The sequence below is a fragment of the Acinetobacter gerneri DSM 14967 = CIP 107464 = MTCC 9824 genome (genome assembly GCF_000368565.1).
In the GTDB taxonomy this organism is placed as follows: domain Bacteria; phylum Pseudomonadota; class Gammaproteobacteria; order Pseudomonadales; family Moraxellaceae; genus Acinetobacter; species Acinetobacter gerneri.
Window position 1 is genome coordinate 109,485 of sequence record NZ_KB849549.1, and the last position, 23,750, is coordinate 133,234.

Annotated in this window: 25 protein-coding genes; 10 read left to right on the forward strand and 15 right to left on the reverse strand. The window is 38.4% G+C overall.

Going from position 1 to position 23,750, the window contains the following annotated elements; translation table 11 throughout:
• Positions 1-42 precede the first annotated feature (42 nt).
• The gene (locus F960_RS18500; RefSeq protein ID WP_035373531.1) at positions 43-516 is read right to left on the reverse strand and encodes a hypothetical protein; all 474 of its coding nucleotides are present in this window, start codon (positions 514-516) and stop codon (positions 43-45) included.
• A gap of 33 nt (positions 517-549) precedes the next feature.
• Positions 550-1,707, reverse strand: coding sequence for a radical SAM family heme chaperone HemW (hemW, locus tag F960_RS18505; RefSeq protein WP_004869673.1), 1,158 nt, complete (start codon positions 1,705-1,707; stop codon positions 550-552).
• 111 nt (positions 1,708-1,818) lie between these two features.
• Here hemW and F960_RS18510 point away from each other — a divergent pair, with 111 nt between their 5' ends.
• Together F960_RS18510 and F960_RS18515 are read left to right on the forward strand one after the other, a co-directional pair.
• Positions 1,819-2,280 (forward strand): DMT family transporter, encoded by a 462-nt coding sequence (locus F960_RS18510; RefSeq protein ID WP_020846824.1) that lies wholly within the window; start codon positions 1,819-1,821, stop codon positions 2,278-2,280.
• Positions 2,281-2,670: 390 nt separating this feature from the next.
• A complete protein-coding gene (locus tag F960_RS18515; protein ID WP_042072686.1) occupies positions 2,671-3,975 on the forward strand; it encodes an MATE family efflux transporter in 1,305 nt (434 codons plus the stop codon).
• 120 nt (positions 3,976-4,095) lie between these two features.
• Here the strand turns inward: F960_RS18515 and F960_RS18520 are convergent, their stop codons facing one another.
• On the reverse strand, positions 4,096-5,355 hold the full coding sequence (locus F960_RS18520) for an acyl-CoA dehydrogenase family protein (protein ID WP_004869688.1): 1,260 nt from the start codon (positions 5,353-5,355) through the stop codon (positions 4,096-4,098).
• A 12-nt stretch (positions 5,356-5,367) separates the two neighbouring features.
• Positions 5,368-6,624 carry an SfnB family sulfur acquisition oxidoreductase gene (locus F960_RS18525; protein WP_004869693.1) on the reverse strand — a complete coding sequence of 419 codons (1,257 nt, stop codon included), beginning with the start codon at positions 6,622-6,624 and terminating at the stop codon, positions 5,368-5,370.
• Between the two features lie 239 nt (positions 6,625-6,863).
• On the opposite strand from F960_RS18525, the gene F960_RS18530 reads away from it, so the two are divergent.
• From F960_RS18530 to F960_RS18545, 4 genes are all read left to right on the forward strand, one after another.
• Positions 6,864-8,165 carry an ABC1 kinase family protein gene (locus F960_RS18530; protein WP_004869696.1) on the forward strand — a complete coding sequence of 434 codons (1,302 nt, stop codon included), beginning with the start codon at positions 6,864-6,866 and terminating at the stop codon, positions 8,163-8,165.
• A 92-nt stretch (positions 8,166-8,257) separates the two neighbouring features.
• Positions 8,258-8,506, forward strand: coding sequence for a type B 50S ribosomal protein L31 (locus tag F960_RS18535; RefSeq protein ID WP_004869698.1), 249 nt, complete (start codon positions 8,258-8,260; stop codon positions 8,504-8,506).
• 297 nt (positions 8,507-8,803) lie between these two features.
• Positions 8,804-9,052: a type B 50S ribosomal protein L31 gene (locus F960_RS18540; RefSeq protein ID WP_004869702.1), complete on the forward strand. Its 249-nt coding sequence runs from the start codon at positions 8,804-8,806 to the stop codon at positions 9,050-9,052.
• Between the two features lie 290 nt (positions 9,053-9,342).
• Positions 9,343-9,675: a HopJ type III effector protein gene (locus tag F960_RS18545; RefSeq protein ID WP_004869705.1), complete on the forward strand. Its 333-nt coding sequence runs from the start codon at positions 9,343-9,345 to the stop codon at positions 9,673-9,675.
• Between the two features lie 404 nt (positions 9,676-10,079).
• On the opposite strand, the gene F960_RS18550 is transcribed toward F960_RS18545, so the two are convergent.
• The 3 genes from F960_RS18550 to F960_RS18560 are packed head-to-tail and all read right to left on the reverse strand — an operon-like array spanning position 10,080 to position 12,413.
• Positions 10,080-10,490 carry a GFA family protein gene (locus F960_RS18550; protein WP_004869708.1) on the reverse strand — a complete coding sequence of 137 codons (411 nt, stop codon included), beginning with the start codon at positions 10,488-10,490 and terminating at the stop codon, positions 10,080-10,082.
• 53 nt (positions 10,491-10,543) lie between these two features.
• Complete coding sequence (locus F960_RS18555) at positions 10,544-11,764, reverse strand: TIGR03862 family flavoprotein (RefSeq protein WP_004869710.1); 1,221 nt, start codon at positions 11,762-11,764, stop codon at positions 10,544-10,546.
• On the reverse strand, positions 11,754-12,413 hold the full coding sequence (locus F960_RS18560; RefSeq protein WP_004869713.1) for a class I SAM-dependent methyltransferase: 660 nt from the start codon (positions 12,411-12,413) through the stop codon (positions 11,754-11,756). Before F960_RS18560 ends, F960_RS18555 begins: the two co-directional genes overlap by 11 nt.
• Before the next feature lie 80 nt (positions 12,414-12,493).
• Between F960_RS18560 and F960_RS18565 the strand changes: the two genes are divergently transcribed.
• Positions 12,494-12,667, forward strand: a complete 174-nt coding sequence (locus F960_RS18565; protein WP_004869715.1) for a DNA gyrase inhibitor YacG — start codon at positions 12,494-12,496, stop codon at positions 12,665-12,667.
• Between the two features lie 677 nt (positions 12,668-13,344).
• Here the strand turns inward: F960_RS18565 and F960_RS18580 are convergent.
• From F960_RS18580 to F960_RS18600, 5 genes are all read right to left on the reverse strand, one after another.
• Entirely contained in the window at positions 13,345-13,989 is a 645-nt protein-coding gene (locus tag F960_RS18580; protein WP_004869721.1) for an MBL fold metallo-hydrolase, read from the reverse strand.
• Positions 13,976-15,034 (reverse strand): ferrochelatase, encoded by a 1,059-nt coding sequence (gene hemH / locus F960_RS18585; protein ID WP_004869722.1) that lies wholly within the window; start codon positions 15,032-15,034, stop codon positions 13,976-13,978. Before hemH ends, F960_RS18580 begins: the two co-directional genes overlap by 14 nt.
• Positions 15,035-15,109: 75 nt before the next feature.
• Positions 15,110-16,159, reverse strand: coding sequence for a DUF4062 domain-containing protein (locus F960_RS18590; protein ID WP_228134718.1), 1,050 nt, complete (start codon positions 16,157-16,159; stop codon positions 15,110-15,112).
• 171 nt (positions 16,160-16,330) lie between these two features.
• Positions 16,331-17,203 (reverse strand): glutamate racemase, encoded by an 873-nt coding sequence (murI, locus tag F960_RS18595; protein ID WP_004869728.1) that lies wholly within the window; start codon positions 17,201-17,203, stop codon positions 16,331-16,333.
• 70 nt (positions 17,204-17,273) lie between these two features.
• Positions 17,274-17,885: a DUF1285 domain-containing protein gene (locus F960_RS18600; RefSeq protein ID WP_004869731.1), complete on the reverse strand. Its 612-nt coding sequence runs from the start codon at positions 17,883-17,885 to the stop codon at positions 17,274-17,276.
• Between the two features lie 201 nt (positions 17,886-18,086).
• On the opposite strand from F960_RS18600, the gene F960_RS18605 reads away from it, so the two are divergent.
• Positions 18,087-19,799 carry an electron transfer flavoprotein-ubiquinone oxidoreductase gene (locus F960_RS18605; RefSeq protein WP_004869734.1) on the forward strand — a complete coding sequence of 571 codons (1,713 nt, stop codon included), beginning with the start codon at positions 18,087-18,089 and terminating at the stop codon, positions 19,797-19,799.
• Between the two features lie 109 nt (positions 19,800-19,908).
• Here the strand turns inward: F960_RS18605 and F960_RS18610 are convergent, their stop codons facing one another.
• Together F960_RS18610 and tusA are read right to left on the reverse strand one after the other, a co-directional pair.
• Positions 19,909-20,277, reverse strand: coding sequence for a hypothetical protein (locus F960_RS18610; RefSeq protein ID WP_004869735.1), 369 nt, complete (start codon positions 20,275-20,277; stop codon positions 19,909-19,911).
• Positions 20,278-20,430: 153 nt separating this feature from the next.
• Complete coding sequence (gene tusA / locus F960_RS18615; protein WP_004869743.1) at positions 20,431-20,688, reverse strand: sulfurtransferase TusA; 258 nt, start codon at positions 20,686-20,688, stop codon at positions 20,431-20,433.
• A 184-nt stretch (positions 20,689-20,872) separates the two neighbouring features.
• Here tusA and F960_RS18620 point away from each other — a divergent pair, with 184 nt between their 5' ends.
• Both F960_RS18620 and lnt read left to right on the forward strand, forming a co-directional pair.
• Complete coding sequence (locus F960_RS18620) at positions 20,873-21,712, forward strand: CorC family transporter (RefSeq protein ID WP_004869744.1); 840 nt, start codon at positions 20,873-20,875, stop codon at positions 21,710-21,712.
• A complete protein-coding gene (gene lnt, locus F960_RS18625; RefSeq protein WP_004869746.1) occupies positions 21,709-23,268 on the forward strand; it encodes an apolipoprotein N-acyltransferase in 1,560 nt (519 codons plus the stop codon). Before F960_RS18620 ends, lnt begins: the two co-directional genes overlap by 4 nt.
• 96 nt (positions 23,269-23,364) lie before the next feature.
• Here the strand turns inward: lnt and F960_RS18630 are convergent, their stop codons facing one another.
• Positions 23,365-23,703, reverse strand: a complete 339-nt coding sequence (locus F960_RS18630; RefSeq protein WP_004869752.1) for a tRNA-binding protein — start codon at positions 23,701-23,703, stop codon at positions 23,365-23,367.
• Between the last annotated feature and the right edge of the window lie 47 nt (positions 23,704-23,750).

Consider the following 23,750-nt stretch of genomic DNA (forward strand, 5'->3'; position numbering starts at 1 on the left):
GCCTGTGTTAAAAAGTGGTGGATACTATTCAAATGTAATCTTTTAAGGCTTTGTTTTCTGTGTTTTGATCAATTTTAACTTGCCATTTTCCAGTACATAGTAGCGTACAGTGATACTCTCAACATTATAATTTTCATCCTTATTTTCCTGCTCTGTCACCAACAAACGACTTTTAGGATTGGTTGCAACCACATCCTCTGCATTGGACTCTCCACCAAAATAGGCATCAAGCAACTTTCCAGTTCGTTTACTAATAAAAGAATAGCTTCGACAATCCGCACCACAGCCCCACATGGTCGAGACATATTCACCAGCAAAATCAGGCTTTTCTTTTAGAGCATCCGATAGACGCGTTCGAAACATTTTCGCGCTAGGGTCAGACAAATCAAGCTTGGCAGTCTTGCCCGTATAGACTGATTTGACTGGATAATCCGTAAATTTAGGGGATTTATTTTCTGCTTGCGCAGCCATCGGACAGCTCGCAAGCAATAGTGTCGTTAAAATTATTTTTTTCATGAGCGCTAAGTTTTGTTTATATTTCACACAAAACTATAGCAAAAACTCTTCCAAAACTGAATTTAAAAATAAATGCCCTTGCTCAGTACAAGCCAAACGATTTGGATCATCTTGCATCAATTTTCGCGTGCGTAATGAGTTTAAACGTTGCTCCATTTGCTCTAAGCTTTGCCCTGTTCGCTCGGTATATAGCGCAGAAGCCACGCCTTGATTTAAGCGTAAGGCATTCATCATAAATTCAAAAGGCATATCTTCAGCTTCAATGGCTTGAAAATGTACATGCTCAGCAGGAACTTTTGCCAAATAATCTTTGGGTAAACGGGTTTTTTGAAAACGATAAACCCCATCTGGACGTGTGACTTTGCCGTGTGCCCCTGCCCCGATCGCCAAATAATCGCCAAACTGCCAATAATTTAAATTATGTGCAGAAGGACGTTCTTTACGCCATGCAGAAACTTCATAATTGATAAACCCATTGTCAATTAAAAATGCCTCACCCTGCAATTGAATCTGTTCTAAAACATCTTCATTGGGCAATATAGGCTGCGTTTTAAAAAAGACTGTGCTCGGCTCAATCGTCAATTGATACCAAGAAATATGTGTTGCACCACTTTGCACAGCGAGTTTCAAATCATATAACGCTTGTTCCAGTGTTTGCTCAGGCAATCCATGCATCAAATCGACATTGATTCGCTCAAATCCTGCTTCTTTGGCATGTAAAATGGCTTGAACAGCATCCTGATTGCTATGAATACGCCCCAAACGCTTTAAATGCTCAGTATTGAAGCTTTGTACCCCGATCGACAAACGATTGATCCCAGCTTGTAAATAACCTGCAAAAGGATCATGTTCAACCGTTCCCGGATTGGCTTCAAGAGTGATTTCACAATCGTCTTCAAAATTTAATAAATTTTTTAATTGTTGAAATAACCAGACATAGCCCTTTGCTGAAATCAGCGATGGTGTGCCTCCACCAATAAAGACACTATGAATGCTACGCCCTTGGGCAAAATCGACTTGGGTTTTAAAATCTTCAACTAAGGCATGTAAATATTCACGTTCCAAATCCAGTGATAATTTTCCATCAGGGACCGCATGAGAGTTGAAATCACAATACGGACATTTGCGTACACACCACGGCATGTGGATATAAAGTGATAATGGAATCAATGCAGGATCTAGATTAGCCAAAGATAAAGCTCAAAATAAAAGTTCGGTGCTAATTTTAACATGGCAAGCCGATCTTGTAGGCATTGTCATGTATTTGTTTTAGACTGATCTCAAACCACAAATATTCCAAGAATGATGAAAATATCTAGTCAGTTGCTCATTTTCCTTCCGCTCGCCTTATGTATCGGTATTGCACTTGCAGTACAAACTGCCATCAACTCACAATTACGTGAATATTTGAATTCGCCTTTACAAGCTGCACTTTTATCCTTTTTTATTGGTACTATAGTGCTGGCAATTTGTGTTTTTTTACAGCCGATCTCAAAACCCAGCCTAAATATGTTCTCCCAAATTCCATGGTATTTATGGTTAGGTGGTTTTTTAGGTGCTTATGCCGTGAGTTGCAGTATTTATGCTGCACCGAAACTTGGTTTTTTAACCTTATTTGGCATTATTATCTTCGGTCAAATCAGCACCTCCATGTTTTTAGATCAATTTGGTTTACTGGGTGTAGATAAAACTCCGATTACATGGCAACGCTTCTTCGGCGGTGTCTTTGTTTTATTTGGTGTTTTACTGACTTTACAACGTTAGGGTCTGTTGACATTTCAAATTGATTGCGACGTTGAGTATTTTTTAGATGATATGAGGCGTAGATTGAGAAATTTAGTGATCTAAATGATCAAGCTACAACGAAATAGCATCAAAAAATACTCTCGTCCTTTCGCTTCGCCTTGCGCTGCGAACAAAGTAGTACTTTGTTCTTGCTCAGGTTGTAGCTAAAATTATCTCAGGCTTCGTTACGAAATTTGAAAATGGTCTCGCCATTCTCTGCATTTCGTGCCTTGCCTGCTCAATTTTAGCTAACAACGCAATTCAGTTGTGAAATATCAACAGACCCTAATTCATTTTGATTATTGATGAGTATTTTTTGTGTCTAATGTCACGACAACCCGTTTCGAATTAAAACAACTGTTCCATTTGATGATTCCCATCTTAGTCACTCAATTTGCCCAAGCTGGTTTTGGTCTGATTGATACGATTATGGCGGGACATATGTCATCCAATGACTTAGCAGCGATTGCGGTCGGTGTCGGACTGTGGATTCCGATTATGTTGTTATTTAGTGGCATCATGATCGCAACAACACCGCTGGTTGCAGAAGCAAATGGCGCTCGTCAATCTGAAAAAATCCCATCCATCGTACGCCAATCACTTTGGGTTGCAGTTATTTTAGGGATTTTGGCAATGCTGATTTTGCAAGCCATGCCTTTGTTACTGCCTGTGTTAGGCGTGCCCGAATCGTTATTGCCTAAAGCCAGTCTATTTTTACATGCGATTGGTTTTGGTATGCCTGCGGTTACGATGTACGCTGCTCTGCGTGGTTATTCAGAAGCCTTGGGCTATCCTCGACCAGTTACAGCCATTAGCCTAATTGCCCTCGTGGTACAAATTCCATTAAACCTGATCTTTATGTATGGTGTCGGTCCTGTGCCTCATTTGGGTAGTGCTGGCTGTGGTTTTGCTACTGCGATTTTACAATGGCTGATGTTTATTACTTTGGCACTGTATATTTTAAAAGCCAAACGTTATCAACGTACGCCTGTCTTTAGCGCTTTTGAAAAAATTGATCTTGGCTTAGTTAAACGTATTTTAAAACTTGGCTTACCGATCGGATTGGCGATCTTTTTTGAAGTCAGTATTTTCAGTACCGCTGCGATTATTTTGAGTCCGTTAGGTGATATCGTGGTTGCCTCTCATCAAATCGCAATCTCTGTAACATCACAATTATTTATGATTCCGATGTCTTTGGCTCTGGCTTTGACCATTCGAGTGGGGACATATTATGGGGCTAAAAATCTGCCTGCCATGCATAAAGTTCAAAAAATTGGGCTGATTTCTGCAACCGTTTTTGCGCTTGCAACAATGTTATTAATGGCGATCTTTAGACCGTTTATTGTCTCGATTTACACCTCTGATTATGATGTATCTATCGCAGCAATGTATTTGATTTTATTTGCTATTGCTTATCAGCTTATGGATGCATGGCAGGTGGCAGCCGCAGGTTGTCTACGGGGCATGCAAGATACCAAAGGTCCAATGTGGATTACGCTGATTGCTTATTGGGTGATAGCATTTCCAGTTGGGATTTATTTGGCACGTTTTACCGATATGGGGGCTGCAGGTGTGTGGACTGGACTCATCGTGGGTCTAAGTGTGGCTTGTGTGTTATTGCTGACTCGATTGTATAAAAACAATCAACGCCTAAAACAAAACTTTCAGCACTGATCCAAGTTAATACTTAAGAAATTAATATTTAAGTGATTAATATTTAAGTGATTGATCTTTCATTTGATTGATCACATAAAAAAAGAGCCAAATAGATTGGCTCTTTTTTTTATTGCTAGATTAAGCAGATTTGGCTTTTGGACTTTGACCAATTTGCCAAACATAAGGTAGCTCAGCTTGGTTGATCTCCCAATCGCCAATCACTTTTTGTTTATAGATAATCGGGTTGTGTGAAGAAACCGTCCGAGCATTTCGCCAGAAACGATCAAGCTGTTTTGCCGTACTGGTTGCCGAAGCACTTAAAGCATTGAACAACTCACTACTTAGACTCAAAACCAACTGACTGACCACGACTTGCGCCTGAGCAGACTCAAGTTCAGCACGATGATTGGCTTTTTGTTCAAGTACTTCTGATTGATCAAAATGGCTCAAATAAGCATCTTGTAAACTGGTCGCTACCTTTTGTGTCAAAGCTTCACTGGCATAACTCTGTGCGGAGGCTTGCCCAATCACTTGTAAAACTTGCGGATCATGGCGAACCAAGTCAGCATTTCCATGACTAAAAATACGTTTACGCTGACGTACTTCTTCACTAAACGTTCGTACTGCTGCACGCGCGATACCAGACAAAGTTGCCAAGTGGAATGCTTGATAAAAGGCGGTTTGATACTTGAAACGTGTTGCAAAATCGATAATATTTTGTTCAAAAACATGAACGTTTTTCAATTGAATTGTGCCACTTCCAGTAGTTTTCTGACCAAATCCATCCCAATCATCTAAAATCGCGACACCATTTTCATGGCGATTGACCGCAACAATCACTGCTCGCTGATTGATTTCATCATAAGCATAAACATCGATCCAATCGGCAAAAATACTTCCTGTAGAATAATATTTTTCACCTGAAACAAACCAACGACCTTCAATATTTCGGCTTAGTCTGGTTGCCACTTCACCAATCTGCACCTCACCAATTTCGGTCCATGCATTACCAACGGTTTCACCTGCAACAAAACGCTCAAACCAATGTTTTTGTGACAAATCTTTATGAGCATTTAAACGATCTTCAACAAAGGCAAAATGCCCGCGCAATGCTTGTACGATATTTGAATCAGCTTCCGCCAATAAGGTCAACAATTCAAACAATTGTGGCAAAGATACACCTGCCCCACCAAATTTTTCAGGGACACGAATAGCCGTAAAACCACTGTCTTTTAACAGTTGAATTTCATCATAAGGTAAAATGCGCTGTTGCTCATGAAATAAAGTTTTTTTGGCAATTTCATCAAAAATAGGCTGAAATTTTGCTTTTAATTTTTCAAGATCAGCACCCAAAGAAAGTGATTCATGCTGTGAGGTTAAACGATTTAAAATGCTCATAATATTTCTCCATTAACTCCAAGCATGTCGTGGTGGTTCCACACCATTCAAATAATAATTACCGATAATGTGATATTTCCAACGCACAGGATCATGCAAAGTATGCGTACGTGCATTACGCCAATGACGGTCTAAATTCAGCTCAGAAAGTGTTGATCGTGTTCCTGAAAGTTCAAACAGCTTATTACTGGCAAGCAAAGCAATTTCAGTAGTCAAAACTTTGGACTCAGCCACCAAAAGCGTTGCATTGGATACATTTTCATCACTACTCAGTTCAATGGCTTGATCAATCGCCTCTCCAGCCAAATCCAAAACAGCTTCAGCTGCATGCAATTTGATTTTCAGCTCACCGATATTGGCAATGGTAAAAGGGTCTTCACTGGCTTTTTCCTGCCCAGAATCAACCCAAGCACGTGCTTTTTGCTGCACATATTGAATCGTTTCGGCAATCGCTCCACGAGCAATACCCGCATCTACCGCAGCTTGGATAAACTGCGAAATGGCCCCTGCTGGTGTAGGTCGCTCAAAGGCTTTATAGATGGGAATAATATATTCCTCACGCACAGCGACATTATTTAACTCGACTGTGCCACTTGCCGTCGTACGCTGCCCAAAACCACTCCAGTCATTGATAATATTTAGGCCTAAAGTATCACGCGGAATGAGTGCCACATGTGGCTGCCCTTCTACGTTTACTGCAACTGCAGGTACCCAATGTGCCAACAATGCTCCAGTTGCAAAAAATTTTGTTCCGTTAATAACATAGCCTTGCTCCGTTTTAGTCAGTGTTGTTTTTAGATCGGCAACCGTTTTTCCTGTCTTTTCTGAAAATGCATTGCCAAAACGAATACCTTTTAAAATTAAATCAAAGAAAAATTTCTTTTGTTCTTCAGTTGCATCCAATCGTATATGCTCGATAAATGCCCAATGATTTTGCGCAATTTGTCCCAATGACGAGTCAACACTCGAAATCGTCTTGACCACCTCCGCCAAGGTTTTATACGACACATCTGCTCCGCCATAGGCACGAGGAATATTGATTGCCCAAAGACCACTTTGCGAATACTGCTTAATTTCGTCTAACGGTAAACGACGCTCCTGATCACGAAGTGACGCTTCTTTTGCAAATTCTTCTGCAAGTTTTTTGGCAATGTCGATCGCTTCCGCATCCGTTTTGATGACATGCGCATTTTGTTCTATTTCAAAAACACTTAAAGGAATCGCTTTATCTTTTGATAAATTTTGATACCCTTGTTCCAGATTACCCATTTTTTGATTTCCAATTTTTATTGTCCTTATTCAAATTAACACCAAAAAATGCGATATTTTATATTTATTAAAGCTTTGTTTATGAAATAGAATTTGAATAGTTTTGCATTTTTTATGCTTTAGGAAAATGTCCGATTTTTCACAAATTTACAAGGACATTAACAATTTCAACTATGCAGTAATCGTTTTGTCACCTATTATCAAATAAGTAAAATTTTTCGATTTAAAGGATTTTTACCATGTCCAAAAATGCGAGTACACCTGGTCGACGTTTTATGAAACTTGCATCGATGACAGCAAGTATTGCCAGCAAAACCGTGTCCAATTCTATTCGCAATTTGACAGCAGACGAAGAGCAAAAAAACCAAGCCAGAAGTCAATTATTTCAAGATATTGGAATCCAAATCGCCAACACCTTAGGCGAAATGAAAGGTGCGGTGATGAAGGTCGGGCAGATTGCTTCGCAATATAAAGACATTTTCCCGCCTGAAGTTGCCAAAGCAATCTCGAAGTTACAGCGTCAAGCACCTGCAATGCCCTTTGCAGATATCAAACAACAAGTCGAAAAAGAACTGGGTAAACCGATAGAGAAAGCGTTCAAACATTTTGATGAAACGCCATTTGCCGCTGCATCTATTGGGCAAGTACATAAAGCAACACTGCCAAATGGCACTGAAGTTGTGGTAAAAGTCCAATATCCGGGCGTAGATGAAGCCTGCGAAAGCGATTTAAAACAAGTCCGTTTAGCGCTGCGTTTGATGGGCGTGATCAAAATAGATAAAAAACTACAAGATCGTTTATTTAAAGAAATACAAGAAAGTTTACATGAAGAATTAAATTACGAAATCGAAGCTCAAAACCTACAAGTCTTTAAAACTTTCCATTCAGCTTTAGATCATAAAATCGTGATTCCGACTGTATATCCAGAATATTCAAGTCGTCGCATATTGACCCTTAGCCTAGAAAAAGGCGAAAGCATCGAAACTGCCAGTACTTGGGATCTCAGCTTACGCAATGAAATCGGACAACGTCTGATCCGAGCTTTAGGACAAGAAATCTTTTTCCTGAAACGATTTCATTGTGATCCGCACCCAGGAAATTTTGCATTTAGACCTGACGGCACAGTGATTATTTATGACTTTGGTGGAGTTAAAACACTCAATAATGAAGTGATTGAAACCTTCAAAGCCTTGGTTCGTGCAGGCCGTCGCTATGACATCGCTGCAATTGAAAAACATTTGGTTGCGCTTGATGCTCTATCAGAAACTGGACAATTTCCAGAAGATTTATATAAACAATGGCTTGAGGTGTTGCTACGTCCACTCACTACAAATTATGATTTTGAAGAAAATTCAGCACATCATGATGGCGTACGTTTAGTGAAAAAATCTTTAAAATATTGGGATGTCTTCAAACCATCTCCAGATACTTTAATGGTCAACCGTACCATCTCAGGACATTATTGGAATCTTATTCACTTAAAAGTTCATGATAATTTAAATGACTTATTTGAAGAACTTGTGCCAACTCTAGATCCATAGATCGAGAAAAATTTAACAGAATTTTCCAATGTGTTTACTTTTTAAATGTAATATTATAACATTACATTTAATAACTGATTGGAACTTTCCCTATGCGTGACAATATTCATCCCGAATATCGTGAAGTGCTTTTCCACGATACCAATGCCAATGCTTATTTTATTATTGGCAGTACCATTCGCACTCAACAAAGCCGTGAATATCAAGGGCTAAAATATCCTTATGTTTCACTTGATATTTCAAGTGCTTCTCATCCGTTTTATACAGGTGAAGCACGTCAAACCAATAACGAAGGTCGAGTGGCTAGCTTCAACAAACGCTTTGCTCGCTTTAAACGTTAATTTTGTAGAAACTTTTCTATTGATTTTAAACATGTGGGCTTTTCCCTCCTCGCCTAAGAAGATTGCCTCAAACTTACTTAGGCTTTTTTTATCTAAATAATAAGAAATATCAAAAATTTATTTTGTTTGTCTATTTTTTGATACGCCACTCTTTTCTAAGAGGCGTAGCATAAGGGGCTTGCGCTAATTTAGGATCTTTTCAATTTTCATCTGAATAATCGTGCTTTTTTCAAAGCCTATTCAGTACTGAAAATAAGCAAAGACCCCCTATTAGGAATCAGGAGTTAGGAGAAAATCATGCGTCCAAATATCCATCCGACTTATCGCGAAGTTTTATTCCACGATACCAATGCCGATGCTTATTTTATTATTGGTAGTACTATCAGTACTAAACAAACTAAACTTTTTGAAGGTAAAGAATATCCATACAAAGTATTAGATATTTCAAGTGCTTCACATCCATTTTACACTGGCGCATTCCGTCAAAAATCAGCAGATGGACGTATTGCAAGCTTCAATAAACGTTTTGCTCGTTTTAAACGTTAATGCATTTTTAAGTTTAAATACTTAAGCTATAAACATATTTTCGAAGTCTAAGTTACCTCCTCCAACTTAGGCTTCTTTTTTATCTAGGCTTTTTTAAAACTCCATTTCAACGCTATTTCAAACATGACTTTTATAATAATTTAAGTTTCTTTATATCTATCAAAGCATGTGAATAAGATCATAGTTATCCACAGCCAGTACAGTTTTTACACTTTTATTTTGATGTTTTGAACATTACAGCTGCTCAATATTTCGGTATGATACTTGCGCTTATATAAGGAATAGACATCATGGCACTCGATATTTTGGCTCAACTTGATTCTGGTCATGCAAAATTTGTAGACGTTATTGCGCGCATTGACTCTGAGTATAACCACACAGCAACAGCATTTAGTAATGGAACTCAACATAATGCTGCAACTGAAAATCAAGGCAGTGCAAAAGTGTTTAGCTTTGCAAAAATCAATCAACTTGATCAAGCTGACACGCTAAAATTATTTGCTGAGCACTATGCTGCTGTTTTAGCAACACCTGAAGCAAATGATCATCAAAATATTCGTCAATTTATGCAAAATGGTTGGGATGGGATCAAGTTCGAAGGAACGGCTTTGATTGCTAAATAAGTCTAATGTTTTAGATTGTCTTAGGGTCTGTTGACATTTCAAATTGGTTGCGACGTGAGGAGTATACTCCGCAAGGTTTTTTAGATGATATGAGACGTAGATTGAGAAATTTAGTGATCTAAATGATCAAGCTACAACGAAATAGCATCAAAAAATACTCTCGTTCCACAGGATTGTGGCTAAAATTATCTCAGGCATCGTTACGAAATTTGAAAATGGTCTCGCCATTCTCTACATTTCGTGCCTTGCCTGCTCAATTTTAGCCGACAACGCAATTCAGTTGTGAAATGTCAACAGACCCTAATCAATTTGCATTTAAAATGCTGATTCAAGAACAAATTAAAAGGCTCTAAATCATCAAATTTAGAGCCTTTTTAAATGAATTTTAAAATTTAAACTAGAACTTATGGACGTTCATCATATTGTGGCAAAGTATCACAAATACTATCCCATTCTGCTTTAGACGCAACGAAAATATGTGATGTTGGTTTTTGATCAAGCTTGGTATCTAAAGTCCCGATTCGCAAACGATAAGTATCAGGTGTCTCGGCTTTAATGCTGATAATCGGTGAACCACATTCACTACAAAAACAACGCGTTGTCGTAGGCGTAGACTCAAATTTTTTGAGTAAATGCTCACCTTTTACAATTTTAAAATCAGCTTTGTTGATCGGTGCATTGGTTGCATAAGCAGTACCATTGGCTTTACGACAACGTTGACAATGACATTCTAAAATATCACCAATTTTACCGTGAATTTCATAATGAATACCGTCACACAAACAACTTCCTGTATATATTTTTTCTTCAGACATATCCTATACTCGTCTAGCTTTGCTCTAAAATTTAAGTAAATAATATAAGAATATTAACTTAATCTTTCATTATGTTTATCGTTTAAAAACGCGTGAACACCCTCTGCTGCCGCACGTCCAGTTGCAAAACAAGCAGTTAACAAATAGCCACCTGTAGGCGCATCCCAGTTCAGCATCTCCCCTGCACAAAACACAACAGGATTTGACTTAAGCTGTAACTGTTCTGATAAGACCTGTTTTTTTATTCCACCAGCGCAGCTAATAGCCTCATCAATTGGGCGGAATTCTTCGATATCAATCACGAGATTTTTTATGTGCTTTGCAATCGCATCTGCTTGTGACCAATACTGCTTATCGACCAGCTCACGCAATAAATTTGCTTTGGCTTGATCTAAACCTGCTTTACGCCAGATATTTGCCAAAGATTGTTTTTTGCTCGTCTGTAGTTTCGCAACCAACTCTTGAGTCGTCATTTCAGGCAATAAATCGAGATGTAATCGCATCGGTTTTTGTTGATTTTTCAACTGACGCAAAGCTCGCCCTTGTTTATAAATCAATCCACTTTCCAAACCATAATGCGTGATCACAATATCACCCGTACTCTTTTTCTCATCCCCGACCCAAGCATCGACACGTTTTAATGGCTGCCCAAAAACGTCTTGCATAAACTTAGACCATGTTTTCACGACACCAGCATTGCTCGGTTGAAAGCTTTCTATTTCATCCTGTTCTAGCCAATTTTGCCATTTACCATCACTGCCCAATTGTGGCCAAGAAACAGCACCACACGCTAAAATAATCGCATCAAATTCAAGTGAATTTTGTTGTTGATTCTCAAGACTTAAAACTTGAATCGTGTTGTGATGAAGCCCTTCAACCTGATGTTTATAATGAAACTGAACTTGATGTTGAGCCAAACGTCTGAGCCAAGCTCGCAATAGTGGTGCAGCTTTCATTTCTAGTGGGAAAATGCGACCCGATGAACCGATATACGACTCAATGCCTAAGTCCTGCATCCATGTTCTAATCCACTGTGAATCCCATTGTTTGATCCATGGCGCTAACCATTCAGACTCATCATAACGTTGGATAAATTGCTCTATTGGTTCTGCATGCGAAATATTTAAGCCTGTTTTGCCAGCCATTAAAAATTTACGGGCCGCTGAAGGCTTTTGTTCAAACACATGAATTTCGTATGAATATTCACTCAAAACTTCCGCTGCCATCAAACCTGCTGGGCCAGCACCAATAATGGCAATTTTTTTATTGCTCATGCGTTGACTCTGAAGTTTTCGACTGACAATTTTCACCATTTAGAGGCATAAAATCATCAAATCTGGTCTGATAATTTTCAGGTTTTTCAATGATTAATTGTTGACACAATTCACCACGTTGTAAATATTTGATCTCAAAATGAGTACGTGCCGAATCAGCAGCAATCACCTGTTTTTGATAAGGCAAATTCCAGACTGTTTGTAATTGTTGTTCTGCTTCTTCTATATATTCTGGGATATTACTCGCCAAAGTAATTTGACCTTTTTCCTGTAAACGTGACAGTAAAAACTCAAAAAAAGGCATATTCAACCAACGCTGTGCACGGTTGTGCGGTTCAGGATTTGGATACAAAATAAAAAATTGTTCAACCTGTTTTGGATAAAGTGCATGCACGACCCAAGGAATCGCATCTGCATTTATCGTGGTTAAATTTGCCTGACCTTCGATTTGATGTTGTTTGTGCATTGCATCAGATTTTTCACGTGTACGCTCAATCGCAAACAACTTTTTATCTGGATTTTCTCCACAAAATAAAAGTGCATGTTTCCCTTTTCCTGCACCAATTTCCACACAAATTGTTTCATTATTAATCACGTGAAAATTGCGTGGAGCGTGCATCCGCGATGCTTGAAATTGACGAATCGACATAAACAGATCAAACTAAACAAATCGCACTAAGTCTAACAATTTCATTTGACTTTGCCTATTCGTCATTGAGGAGTTTCATCATGCCACATACTTTCCCTTGTCCACGTTGTGGAGAATTAACGACTTGGGAAGGCAATGAATACCGTCCTTTTTGCTCAGATCGATGCAAACTGATTGATTTAGGCGCATGGGCGAGTGGCGAATATAAACTACCAACAGAAGATGCCCCACAAGTCGATGATCCTGAGGATTAATATTGATTATCCATATTATCTTACAAATACAGTAAGTTTTATGTGCAAATTCATGTTATAAAGTGGCTAATTAAAAAAATTATATCCTCTTTAGAGCAATCACTATGACAATCAGTTATAAAATCGCCCTAGTAATATTTATTTTATTAGCACTTATTTTTCTAATTCTTGGACTGTATACACTTGATTTCGTGTTACTCGCAGTTTCAATATTATTTATCATTGCAATCATACTCATTATACTTGAACACAAACAAATTATGAGAAACCCTTTCCGTAAATAAACTCATTTTGCGAAGCATTACAAGTTAAATAAGATTTTGTTTGTTATGCCCATTTTTTTTTCGCAACTTCATTAACATATGAAATATTTTCTCGATTAATATCATTTTAATATAATAAAGATTAAATTATTGGGGAATGATTTGTTTTCTTATATCATTGTAAAATTTATACAATTTTCATTTTATTCAGGTTTTATTTTATTTTTAATTTTAGGATTCATAGCGACAGATATCGAACTTTTTTTTGTTTCGCTTTTATTTATTTTAGCTGCTGTTCTTTATCAAAAAGAGATATGTAAATATGTAGTCAATCCATTTGACTAATTGATATATTTAAAAGCAACAACCTCATCTGACCCAACTATACATTTTTAAAACTAAGTAAAAAGCGGGTTAACCCGCTTTTCCGGCAACAAATGGATTGAATTGTTTTTCATAACCAATATTACTGATCGGTCCATGTCCAGATATAAATTGTGTTTCATCTGGAAGACTAAAACATTCACGATGAATCGACTCAATCAATTGTTGATGATTGCCTCTAGGAAAGTCTGTACGTCCGATTGAACCCTTAAAAAGCACATCACCTGTCCACAAAATTTGATGATTTTTATTATAAAAAATCACGTGACCTGGTGTATGTCCCGGCGCGAAGCGTACTTCAAATTCTTCTTCACCAAGTTTTAACTTTTCCCCACCCTCAAGCCACTGATTGACGACCACAGGTTCAGGTATGGGGAAACCATAACGTGCAGAAACTTCTTGGATCATATCCAACCAAAATTGGTCTTCTTTGTGTGGACCAATCACAGGAATTTTCCACTCACGTGCAAGCTGTCCAACTGCTCCTGCATGATCTAAATGACCATGCGTAAGCCAAAGCTCTTTGACATTCAATCCCAAAGCTTCGACCTCTTGCTTTAACACTTCAGCATCACCACCTGCATCAATCAGCACTGCTTCCTTCGTTTCACTGTCCCAAAGAATTGAGCAATTTTGCTGAAATGCGGTCACTGGAACAATTTTAACTTGCAACATGAGATGCATCCTCTGTGTCATGCGTTGAGCTTTTCAATGTATTTTTTAAAGCATGTAAATGTGGTTCAACCAAAGCCTGTAATAACTCGATATGATCAGTTCTGCTATTTAATGCAGGAATATAAGCATACTCTTGCCCACCAGCTTGCTTGAAAAATTCTTCATTTTGGATTGCCAATTCTTCTAAAGTTTCCAAACAATCGGCTGAAAAAGCAGGACTTAAAATTTGCACAGATTTAACACCTTGAGCAGCCCATTCTTTAAGAAGTTGATCCGTATAAGGTTTGACCCACTCTTGTTTACCAAATCTTGATTGGAAACTGATCGCCCATTGATCGTCAGCTAAATTAAGTTTTTCAGCAACTTTCTGTGCAGTCACACGACAACGCTCTGGGTAGGGATCACCTTTATCTGCATAAGGAAGCGGAATACCATGAAATGACATCAATAATTTTTCTGCAACACCATGTTTTTGTTGATATTCAATAATACTGTTTGCCAAAGCCTGTATATATAAAGGATGTTGATAATAGTCTTTAATGATGGTCAATCCCGGCAAGTTACGCTGCTCTAAACTCCATTTCGCAAAAGCATCATATAATGGTGCTGTTGATGTTGCTGAATACTGTGGAAACAAAGGCAGCAGTAGCACATGATCTTGTTGATCAGCTTTTAGATTTTGCAAAACTTGTGCAATACCGGGATTACCATAAGTCATTGCAGGGACAATTTTAAGATCAAAATCATGATATTTTTTAATTAATTGTTGTCTTAAACCATCCACTTGTTCTGCCAAAATCTCACGCATCGGTGAATCAGCTGACCAAATACTGGCATAAGCATGTGCAACACGTTTAGGGCGAAACGGCAAAATAAACAAATTTAAAATAATCTGCCAAAGGAATTTGGGAATCTCAATGACGCGAGTGTCAGATAAAAACTGCTTTAAAAATTTGCGCACTGCTGGAACGGTCGCTTCATCTGGCGTTCCTAAATTGGCAATAATGACAGTCACTTTAGGTTTGGGTTCAGATGATTTATCCATATATTTTCAATAAATAATAAATAGTCAATCTACTTTAACAGCTTTTTAAGCTCGGTACATCGTTTAAATTAGATGCTATTTAGGATAATGCTCTTTAATTTTCACATAATTTTGAGATAGCTTTTGTCCTTTCTCTGTCATTTTCCAGAGTACTCTTTGACGCTCATCACTCTGTACTGGCTCGAACCAGCGCTGATGCTTAAACTGCTGTTTTAGTTGAAATAAAACTTGAGAATTGATTTGAACTTTTGCGACCGCATGTACTCTCGGCATTTGTTTAATGGCATCTTGCAATGCCGTTTCACTCAAGAAATGATTGATAATTTTCACAAAATTTTCTTCAGGTGCTGGAGTTTCAAAAGCTTGAGCAAACAATGCCAAAAGCTCGATCCAACGAATATTTTTGACCGCTGTTATATCTTTAAAATTGCCATCTTGATAAGCCTGCATCGCATATTCGATACTAAATGTTTCATTCATTGAAACTTTGGAAAGATCAATTGTCGCATCCTCTTGAGGTGCATTTTTCCGCTGTTCTAGCTGTTGCCTTGCTTGCAGAAGTTGCAATCGTAAATGTTCAATTTCATCTTTTAATGTCTGCAAAGCATACGGTCGTACCCAACCATCTGCAGGGTACAGCTCCAACATTAACATCATATTTGATCGAACAATTTTTTCTATATCTTTCAATTGACTATAATAAGAAATTTGCTTTTGTTCTTCGCGTAATTGTTGGATAAATTCATGCAATTTTTGTTGATCTTTCACCTGAACATTTTGTTCAATAAAATCCTGTTTCTGCATATTTGATTGCATCAGAATCAACATTGGTTTTTGTTTTGAAACGGCGTAAATATACTCTAAATGCATATAACTAATGCCAACAGTAGAGCGTTCCCCATACTCTGCTCCAAGCATCAAAATCACATAATCTGCTTCATCTATTTGACGGCGCGCAATCGCCATACTCTCAGAGGTTCGTTGCTCAATCTCCCACGGGAAAAAACCATGACTGATCAAAGATTGAGATAAAATAGATCGTTCGGTATATAAATCTAACCCTGAACTCATTATAAAAACTTGGTAACGCTTATCAAGCATCGAAAAACCTTGTTCCTTTTGCATAGCAAACCACGCAAACATTCCCCACAAAAATGTTTATTGCTCTTTAAAATTATCATTAAAAATCAAAATAAAACACTGAATAAAAACTGATCTTATCTTAAATCGTTTGTCTTTTTGAATTAGACTAATTTATAACACTTATAAGGCATTACATTGAACTAAAACAGTTGTTTAATCAATAATATTTTCGATACTCCACGAAATATTTTTGTCTATCCAACGTGATAAAATTGGCTTTAATTCATCAGCATTTTGACCACTGACATAGCATTTTATTTGAATGCTATTTGCTTCTCGTTTTTCATTCACCAAGTTATTTTTGATTAATATTCTTGAAGTTTGCCTAGCAACTGCCAATCCAGAATCGATCAACGTCATTTTTTTGCCAAAAAGTGTTTCGATCGCTGGTTTTAAAAAAGGATAATGCGTACAGCCCAATACCAAATAGTCCGCACCTTGATCGACAGCAGGTTGTAGTGTTTGCTGGATCGCAGATAAACATTCGGGACTCATTTGCTGCCCTGCTTCTACCATCGGCACCAAATCCAGACAAGTTTCAGACAGTACTTTGACCCCTGCTGGCGCTGCAAAACGCTGCATTACATCTTTAATCAGTTGACCTCGAAAAGTTGCAGGTGTGGCAAGTACAGCCACAACTTTTGATTTGCTTTGTAAAACGGCAGGTTTTAGCGCAGGAACAAGACCAATAATCGGGAAATTTTCACCGTAATGATCACGTAAATAATCCAAACTAAATGCGGATGCGGTATTGCACGCTACAACGGCAACTTTACACCCTTTTCGATAGAGCCACTCGATCGCTTTAGCCGTCAACTCACGAATATCTTGATCTTCACGAGGTCCATACGGAACGTGCGCGGTATCTGAAAAATACAAGAAATGTTCATTGGGTAAATAGCGTGCAAGTTCAAGTGCAACGGTTGTTCCGCCAATTCCTGAATCAAAAATACCAATCGGTGCAGTTGCATCCGCTTTTGGCATAGGATCAATTAATGGATAGAGTGGAAGAATGGTTGTTGTCATTGCATCAACTTCAAACAGAACAAGAAATGGGGGTGAGGTGCTGTAGATTTTACGCCGAAATGCACAAAGCTCAAGTGCCTAATTGCAATTCTAAGTCGCCACTTTGTAGCGCTAAAATTGTTTCACCCTGTTCATTTTCAACTAATGTTCCATATTCGATCAAATGGAAAAATGCATTTCTTTGAATCAGTGCATTGATGCCGAAACGCACATGCACATAAGGTCGCATTTCACCTGAATATTCACGCATAAAAACAGGATGTTCCTGATCGACAATGACGACATCTTGATTGCTGGTGGTCAGTTGTAAATAGGTTTTACCCTCTAACTCAATTTGATCTACTTGATTGACCAATAACGGCTCATCTTCAACTTCAATTTCGATTTGCTCAACGGGTGTCTTGAGATAGAATTTTCCATTTTCTTTCCAAAGCACTTTTGTAAAGAGATCTAAAAGGGCCTGCCGACGGATCAATTGACCTTCGTGCCACCATTCTCCATTGGCTTTTACCCGTAGATCCATTTTGCCGCAATGCTTTGGATGCCATTGCTCCAAAGGGGGTATTGACCTTTTGTGACCGGACTGTACATCTTTTAAGTATTGTATAATGCCATTTAAGTTTTTATTATCAGCATCTGGTGAATTAATCACCGCTGACGTTGAATTATTTTGATTTACCATGGTTTATGCCTTGCTGACCAAAAAATAAAACGACTCAGCCAATTGGCTAGATCAAGGTTTATAACTATACTAGCGCAAAATATATTATTGATGCGAGATTGATTTCGTATCTAGAAATTTTTAGAACACTCATGGCAGCGCCGATTTATTTTCTAAAATAAATGATACGGTTGCCACCCTTAGCAATATGAGGAGTCCTACATGGAACACATCGAACGTGAATCGATGGAGTTTGACGTAGTAATCGTAGGTGCAGGCCCTGCTGGTCTTTCTGCTGCGATCAAAATTCGTCAACTAGCAATTGAAAACAACCTTCCAGATTTATCGGTCTGTTTGGTTGAAAAAGGCTCTGAAGTTGGTGCGCATATCTTATCTGGTGCTGTACTTGAACCTCGTGCAATCAATGAGCTTTTCCCAAATTGGAAAGAAGAAGGAGCGCCTTTAAACGTTCCTGTGACTGAAGATCAAACCTTTTTTACCCTCTCTGCAACGACTTCTAAACAAGCACCGCATTGGATGGTTCCTAAAACCATGCACAATGAAGGCAACTATGTTGTTTCTTTGGGTAATGTTGTACGTTGGTTGGGCACTAAAGCTGAAGAATTAGAAGTTTCAATCTTCCCTGGTTTTGCTGCATCTGAAATTCTTTATCATGAAGATGGTACTGTAAAAGGTATCCAAACAGGTGATATGGGTATTGGTAAAGATGGCGAACCGACTGCAAACTTTGCACCAGGTTATGAGCTACATGCCAAATACACTATTTTTGCTGAAGGATGTCGTGGCCATTTAGGTAAACGCCTACTTGCAAAATTTAACTTAGACAAAGATGCTGATCCGCAACATTACGGTATCGGGATCAAAGAACTTTGGGAAATCGATCCTGCAAAACATAAACCAGGTTTGGTGATGCACGGTACAGGTTGGCCTTTAAATGAAACGGGTTCTTCTGGTGGTTGGTGGTTATATCACGCAGAAAACAATCAAGTGACTTTAGGTCTGATTGTTGATTTGTCTTATCAAAATCCACACATGTATCCATTTGCAGAAATGCAACGCTGGAAAACTCATCCATTAATCAAGCAATATCTTGAGGGTGGTAAACGTATTTCTTACGGTGCACGTGCAATTACCAAAGGTGGTATCAACGCATTACCTAAACTGACTTTCCCAGGCGGTTGCTTAGTCGGTGATGACGCAGGTTTCTTAAACTTTGCGAAAATCAAAGGCTCACATACTGCGATGAAATCAGGTATGTTGTGTGGTGAGGCGGTATTTGAAGCGATCAAAGCAGGTGTGGAAAAAGGCGGTGACCTTGGTTATGCCCGCGTTGTTGAAGGCGAAGATTTCTTTATCAAAGAACTCACCTCTTATACTGACAAATTTAACAATAGCTGGTTAAAAGAAGAGTTACATCGTTCACGTAACTTTGGTCCAGCAATGCATAAATTTGGTCAATGGATCGGTGGCGCATTTAACTTTATCGATCAAAACATTTTCCAAGTTCCATTTACCTTACATGACTTAGTTCCTGATTTTAGTGCGCTGAAAACTGTTGATGCAGCGACATTTAAACCGAACTATCCAAAACCAGATGGTAAATTGACATTTGACCGTTTATCTTCAGTGTTTGTATCCAATACAGTTCATGAAGAAAATCAGCCTGCGCATTTGAAACTGACTGATCCGAACATTCCAGTAAACGTAAACTTACCAAAATGGGATGAGCCTGCTCAGCGCTATTGCCCTGCTGGTGTTTATGAAATTATGGAAAATGATGACGGTTCTAAACGTTTCCAAATCAACGCAGCGAACTGTGTTCACTGTAAGACTTGTGATATCAAAGACCCATCACAAAACATTACTTGGGTAACACCTGAGGGTGGTGGCGGTCCTAACTATCCAAATATGTAATTTGGATAGCGCCTTCTGCTTTGCTCACATCTAATTTGAGCAAAGCCTAAAAAACCGCATTTTGATGCGGTTTTTTTATCTTTATCAATGGGTATAGACAAGCTGTTATTTAAGAGCTAGTTTCTGCATCGACTGCTACTTGTACTTGATCACAATCCACTTGTTCTTCGGCATTTTTTAGATTTTTAAACTCATCCGCTCTGGATTTAGCAAATCTATTTTGCATATCTTTATAATCTGCAGCTGATTGGCTATTTTCTTTAAAAGTTCGATCTAAAGTATCAAGCCATTGTTGTGAAAGTGAAATATTGCAAACATCCGCTGCTGCAGCCAATGTTCCATAGAGTTCAACTGCAACGATAGTGATTTCTTCAAATGACTCATCATCTGTATTTTCTGCTGCTTGAGCAGTTGAAAGCATTGCTGCTGGTAGTATCAGACCAATGATTAAAATTAAGTTTTTTATTTGATATAACATTTTTTACTATTCTTTATAAAATGGTTGTTCATACTTGCATTGACTAAAGAAAAATTCAATTTAATTTGTGCGATTTTATCTGAAAGTGTAGTTTTTCTAAAATAGGAAATCAGCTAGCTTCAGCTCAGTTTGAAACTAGCATCTATAAAATGACTAGCCTTTTTTTACTAAGTAATGAAACTCTTTATTGCCCGCTTCATCCAATTTTTCTTCTTGTAACAACAACTCATGCCCCAAATGCATACAAAACTTTGGAATATCCCAAGAAGTTGAATTATCTGTTGCAAAAACCTCAACCACATCACCTGATTTTGATTTTCGAATCGCTTGATGCAACATCATCACAGGCTCAGGACAGCGTAATCCACGTGTATTCAATTGAATGCTCGGTGTAATAAACTGATCAGTCATGCTCAAACTCAAATAGAAATTTTGCATAGTTTAGCATAAAGCAAGCGATTTCAACTTGCGTGAAAATATCCTGTCGGCATTCTCATTTATTCATCTATTTACATCATTTTATAGATAGACATCTGTATTTTCTTCGGTATGATTAAAATCATATTTTCAATATAAAGAGTCTTTAGGAAAGATCATGCAAGAGGAATCCGGCCCGTCGTGGGGCATGCGTGGATTACGAAAATGGTTAGGCACTGCGCCTGAAACTCGTGATGAATTACTTAAATTGGTACAAGATTCACGTCGTTTCTTAGAACCAGATACTGTTGCCATGTTAGAGGGCGTTTTAGACCTTCCTGCAACAAAAGTACGTGAAGTGATGACCCCTCGTACAACCATGGTAAGCTTACAAGAAGACGATCAACTTCTTGATATTTTACATGTGTTAATCGAATCCGCACATTCACGCTTTCCTGTATTTTCAGCTGAGCAACCTGACAATGTTGTCGGTATTTTGCTTGCCAAAGATTTGCTTCCTTTTATGACAGATCGTGAAGCCAAAGTTGATGTGCATAGTTTAATGCGTCAACCGCTTTTCGTTCCTGAAAGTGCGCGTTCAGATCAAGTGTTACGTATGTTGAAAAACACGCAGACACATATCGCCATCGTGATTGATGAATACGGTACAACATCTGGGATCGTCACCTTAGAAGATATTTTGGAAGAAATCGTCGGTGAAATTGAGGATGAACACGACAATGTCGATGAAGAAGCTCAATATATCGTTCCAGATAAAACGCATAGCACGGCGAATGCATGGATTGTTCAAGCACTTACACCAATCGAACATTTTAATAGCGTATTAGATGCAGACTTTTCTGACGATGAAGTAGAAACTGTCGGCGGACTTTTGTTACAAGAAATTGGTTTAGTGAGTGATTTACAAGGTCAAGTGGTTGAGCTTGAAAATTGGACCTTTACCATTATTGAAGCAGATGCCCGCACTATTCATCTGATTCGAGCTGTACGTAAATGAGAGCACACTTTGAAAAGTTGTTAAAACCTTCAGAAAATCAACAACAACTCCCATTTATCTTTCCACTCCTCATCTCTTTATTTTCAGGCGCAATTTTTAGTCTTGCGCTTGCACCTTATTATTGGTGGTGGATTGCTATTTTATCGCCTGCCCTTTTATATGCTTGTCTACGTGGAAGAAATCCTAAACAAGCATGGATGATCGGCTGGGCTTATGGTTTTGGTTTATGGTTTGTCGGAGCTTTTTGGCTCTATACCTCGATCCATGTTTATGGCGATACCAACGCTTTTTTAAGCGTGCTGATGATTGCGTTCATGGCTCTGGTCATGGGGCTATTTAGCGCTATTCAAACTTGGGTTTACCGACGCTTTTTTCCTGAAACCCCGCTGACCTTTGCGCCACTTTGGGTGTTTTTCGAATGGGCAAAAACTTGGGTCTTTACAGGATTTCCGTGGTTATTTGCAGGTTATGCCTTCACTGAAAGATTAATAGATGGCTATGCACCTTTGTTTGGTGTTTTTGCTGTATCTTTTGTCGTGATTTTATTGGCAGCCGCTTTGGTTGAAATCTTAAATCGAAAATTATTTTGGATTGTCCCATCCGTACTGGTTTTACTCGGTGCTTGGGGTGCGTCCAAGATCCAATTTGTCGAAGCGAAAGCAACAAAACCGCTTAGCGTTTCTTTGATTCAAGGCAATATTCCGCAAGACCTAAAATGGTTAACTGAATATCAAGACAAAACCATTGAAATTTATAAAAATCTAAGCAAAACGGAATGGGGACGTGATCTCATTGTTTGGCCAGAATCGTCGATTCCTATGTTTCAAACAGATGTCCCTGATCTCTTAGATGAAATGAATGAAAAAGGGATTGAGCAACACACTGCATGGGTGACTGGGATTCCTTACTGGGATCTTGAAGAGTCAAAAAACCAAGGCAAGCCAATGTTTTACAACAGTTTGGTTGCTTTAGGTGACAACTCGATTGGCTTGTATAAAAAACAACGCTTGGTTCCTTTTGGAGAATATATTCCACTCTCAGGACTATTAAGCTGGGTTTTACCTTCACTGCAAAATGACCCATCAATGAGTGGCTTTTCACGTGGTACAAGTAACCAACAACCTTTAAATGTTAAAGGTCATCCTCTTGCTGCTGCTGTTTGTTATGAAGTTGCTTATCCGAACCTCACTCGACGCAATGCACAAAATAGCGACTTCTTGGTTACTGTTTCAAATGATGCATGGTTTACAGGTACAAATGGACCATGGCAGCATTTGCAAATGGTACAGATGCGCGCCAAAGAAAATGGACGTTGGTTTATCCGTGCGACCAATACTGGGATCACCGCATTTATCAATGAAAAAGGTCATATCGTAGAACAAGCACCTCAAGACAAAGAGTTTGTCCTAAGAGGTAATTTACCTGCGATGCAAGGTGAAACGTGGTATACCCGTTTTAGCGATTATCCAATTTTAGGCTTCTCACTGTTTTTATTGATCTTGGGCTGGATCTATCGACCAAAAAATGTTGATGTCAGCTTTAAATCTAGACGATAAGAGCCTCAAGCTGAATTAAAAAAATCCACCTGTTGTGATCAAGAGGTGGATTTTTTATGCGCTACGCAAAAGCCGAATAGAATCAAACTTTATAGATCAAAGCAGTTTAGTTCCAAGAGGTACATCAAGATCAGGGACACAAAGCGCCACGTCGCCATTTTCATCATGGAAACCCGTCACTAAACATTCAGATTGAATCGGACCAATTTGTTTTTTAGGAAAATTAATCACGGCAACCACCAATTTCCCAATCAGATCTTCTGTTTGATAATGCTTGGTAATCTGCGCACTCGATTTTTTAACCCCAATCTCATCACCAAAATCGACATGTAAGATATATGCAGGTTTTCTCGCTTTTTCAAAAACCTCTGCTTGAATGACTTTTCCGACACGAAGTTCAACTTTTGTAAAATCATTCCATTGTATTTCTTGCATTTTTATATTTCCCCATCGATATTAGATTATGATTTTAGGTTAATCTC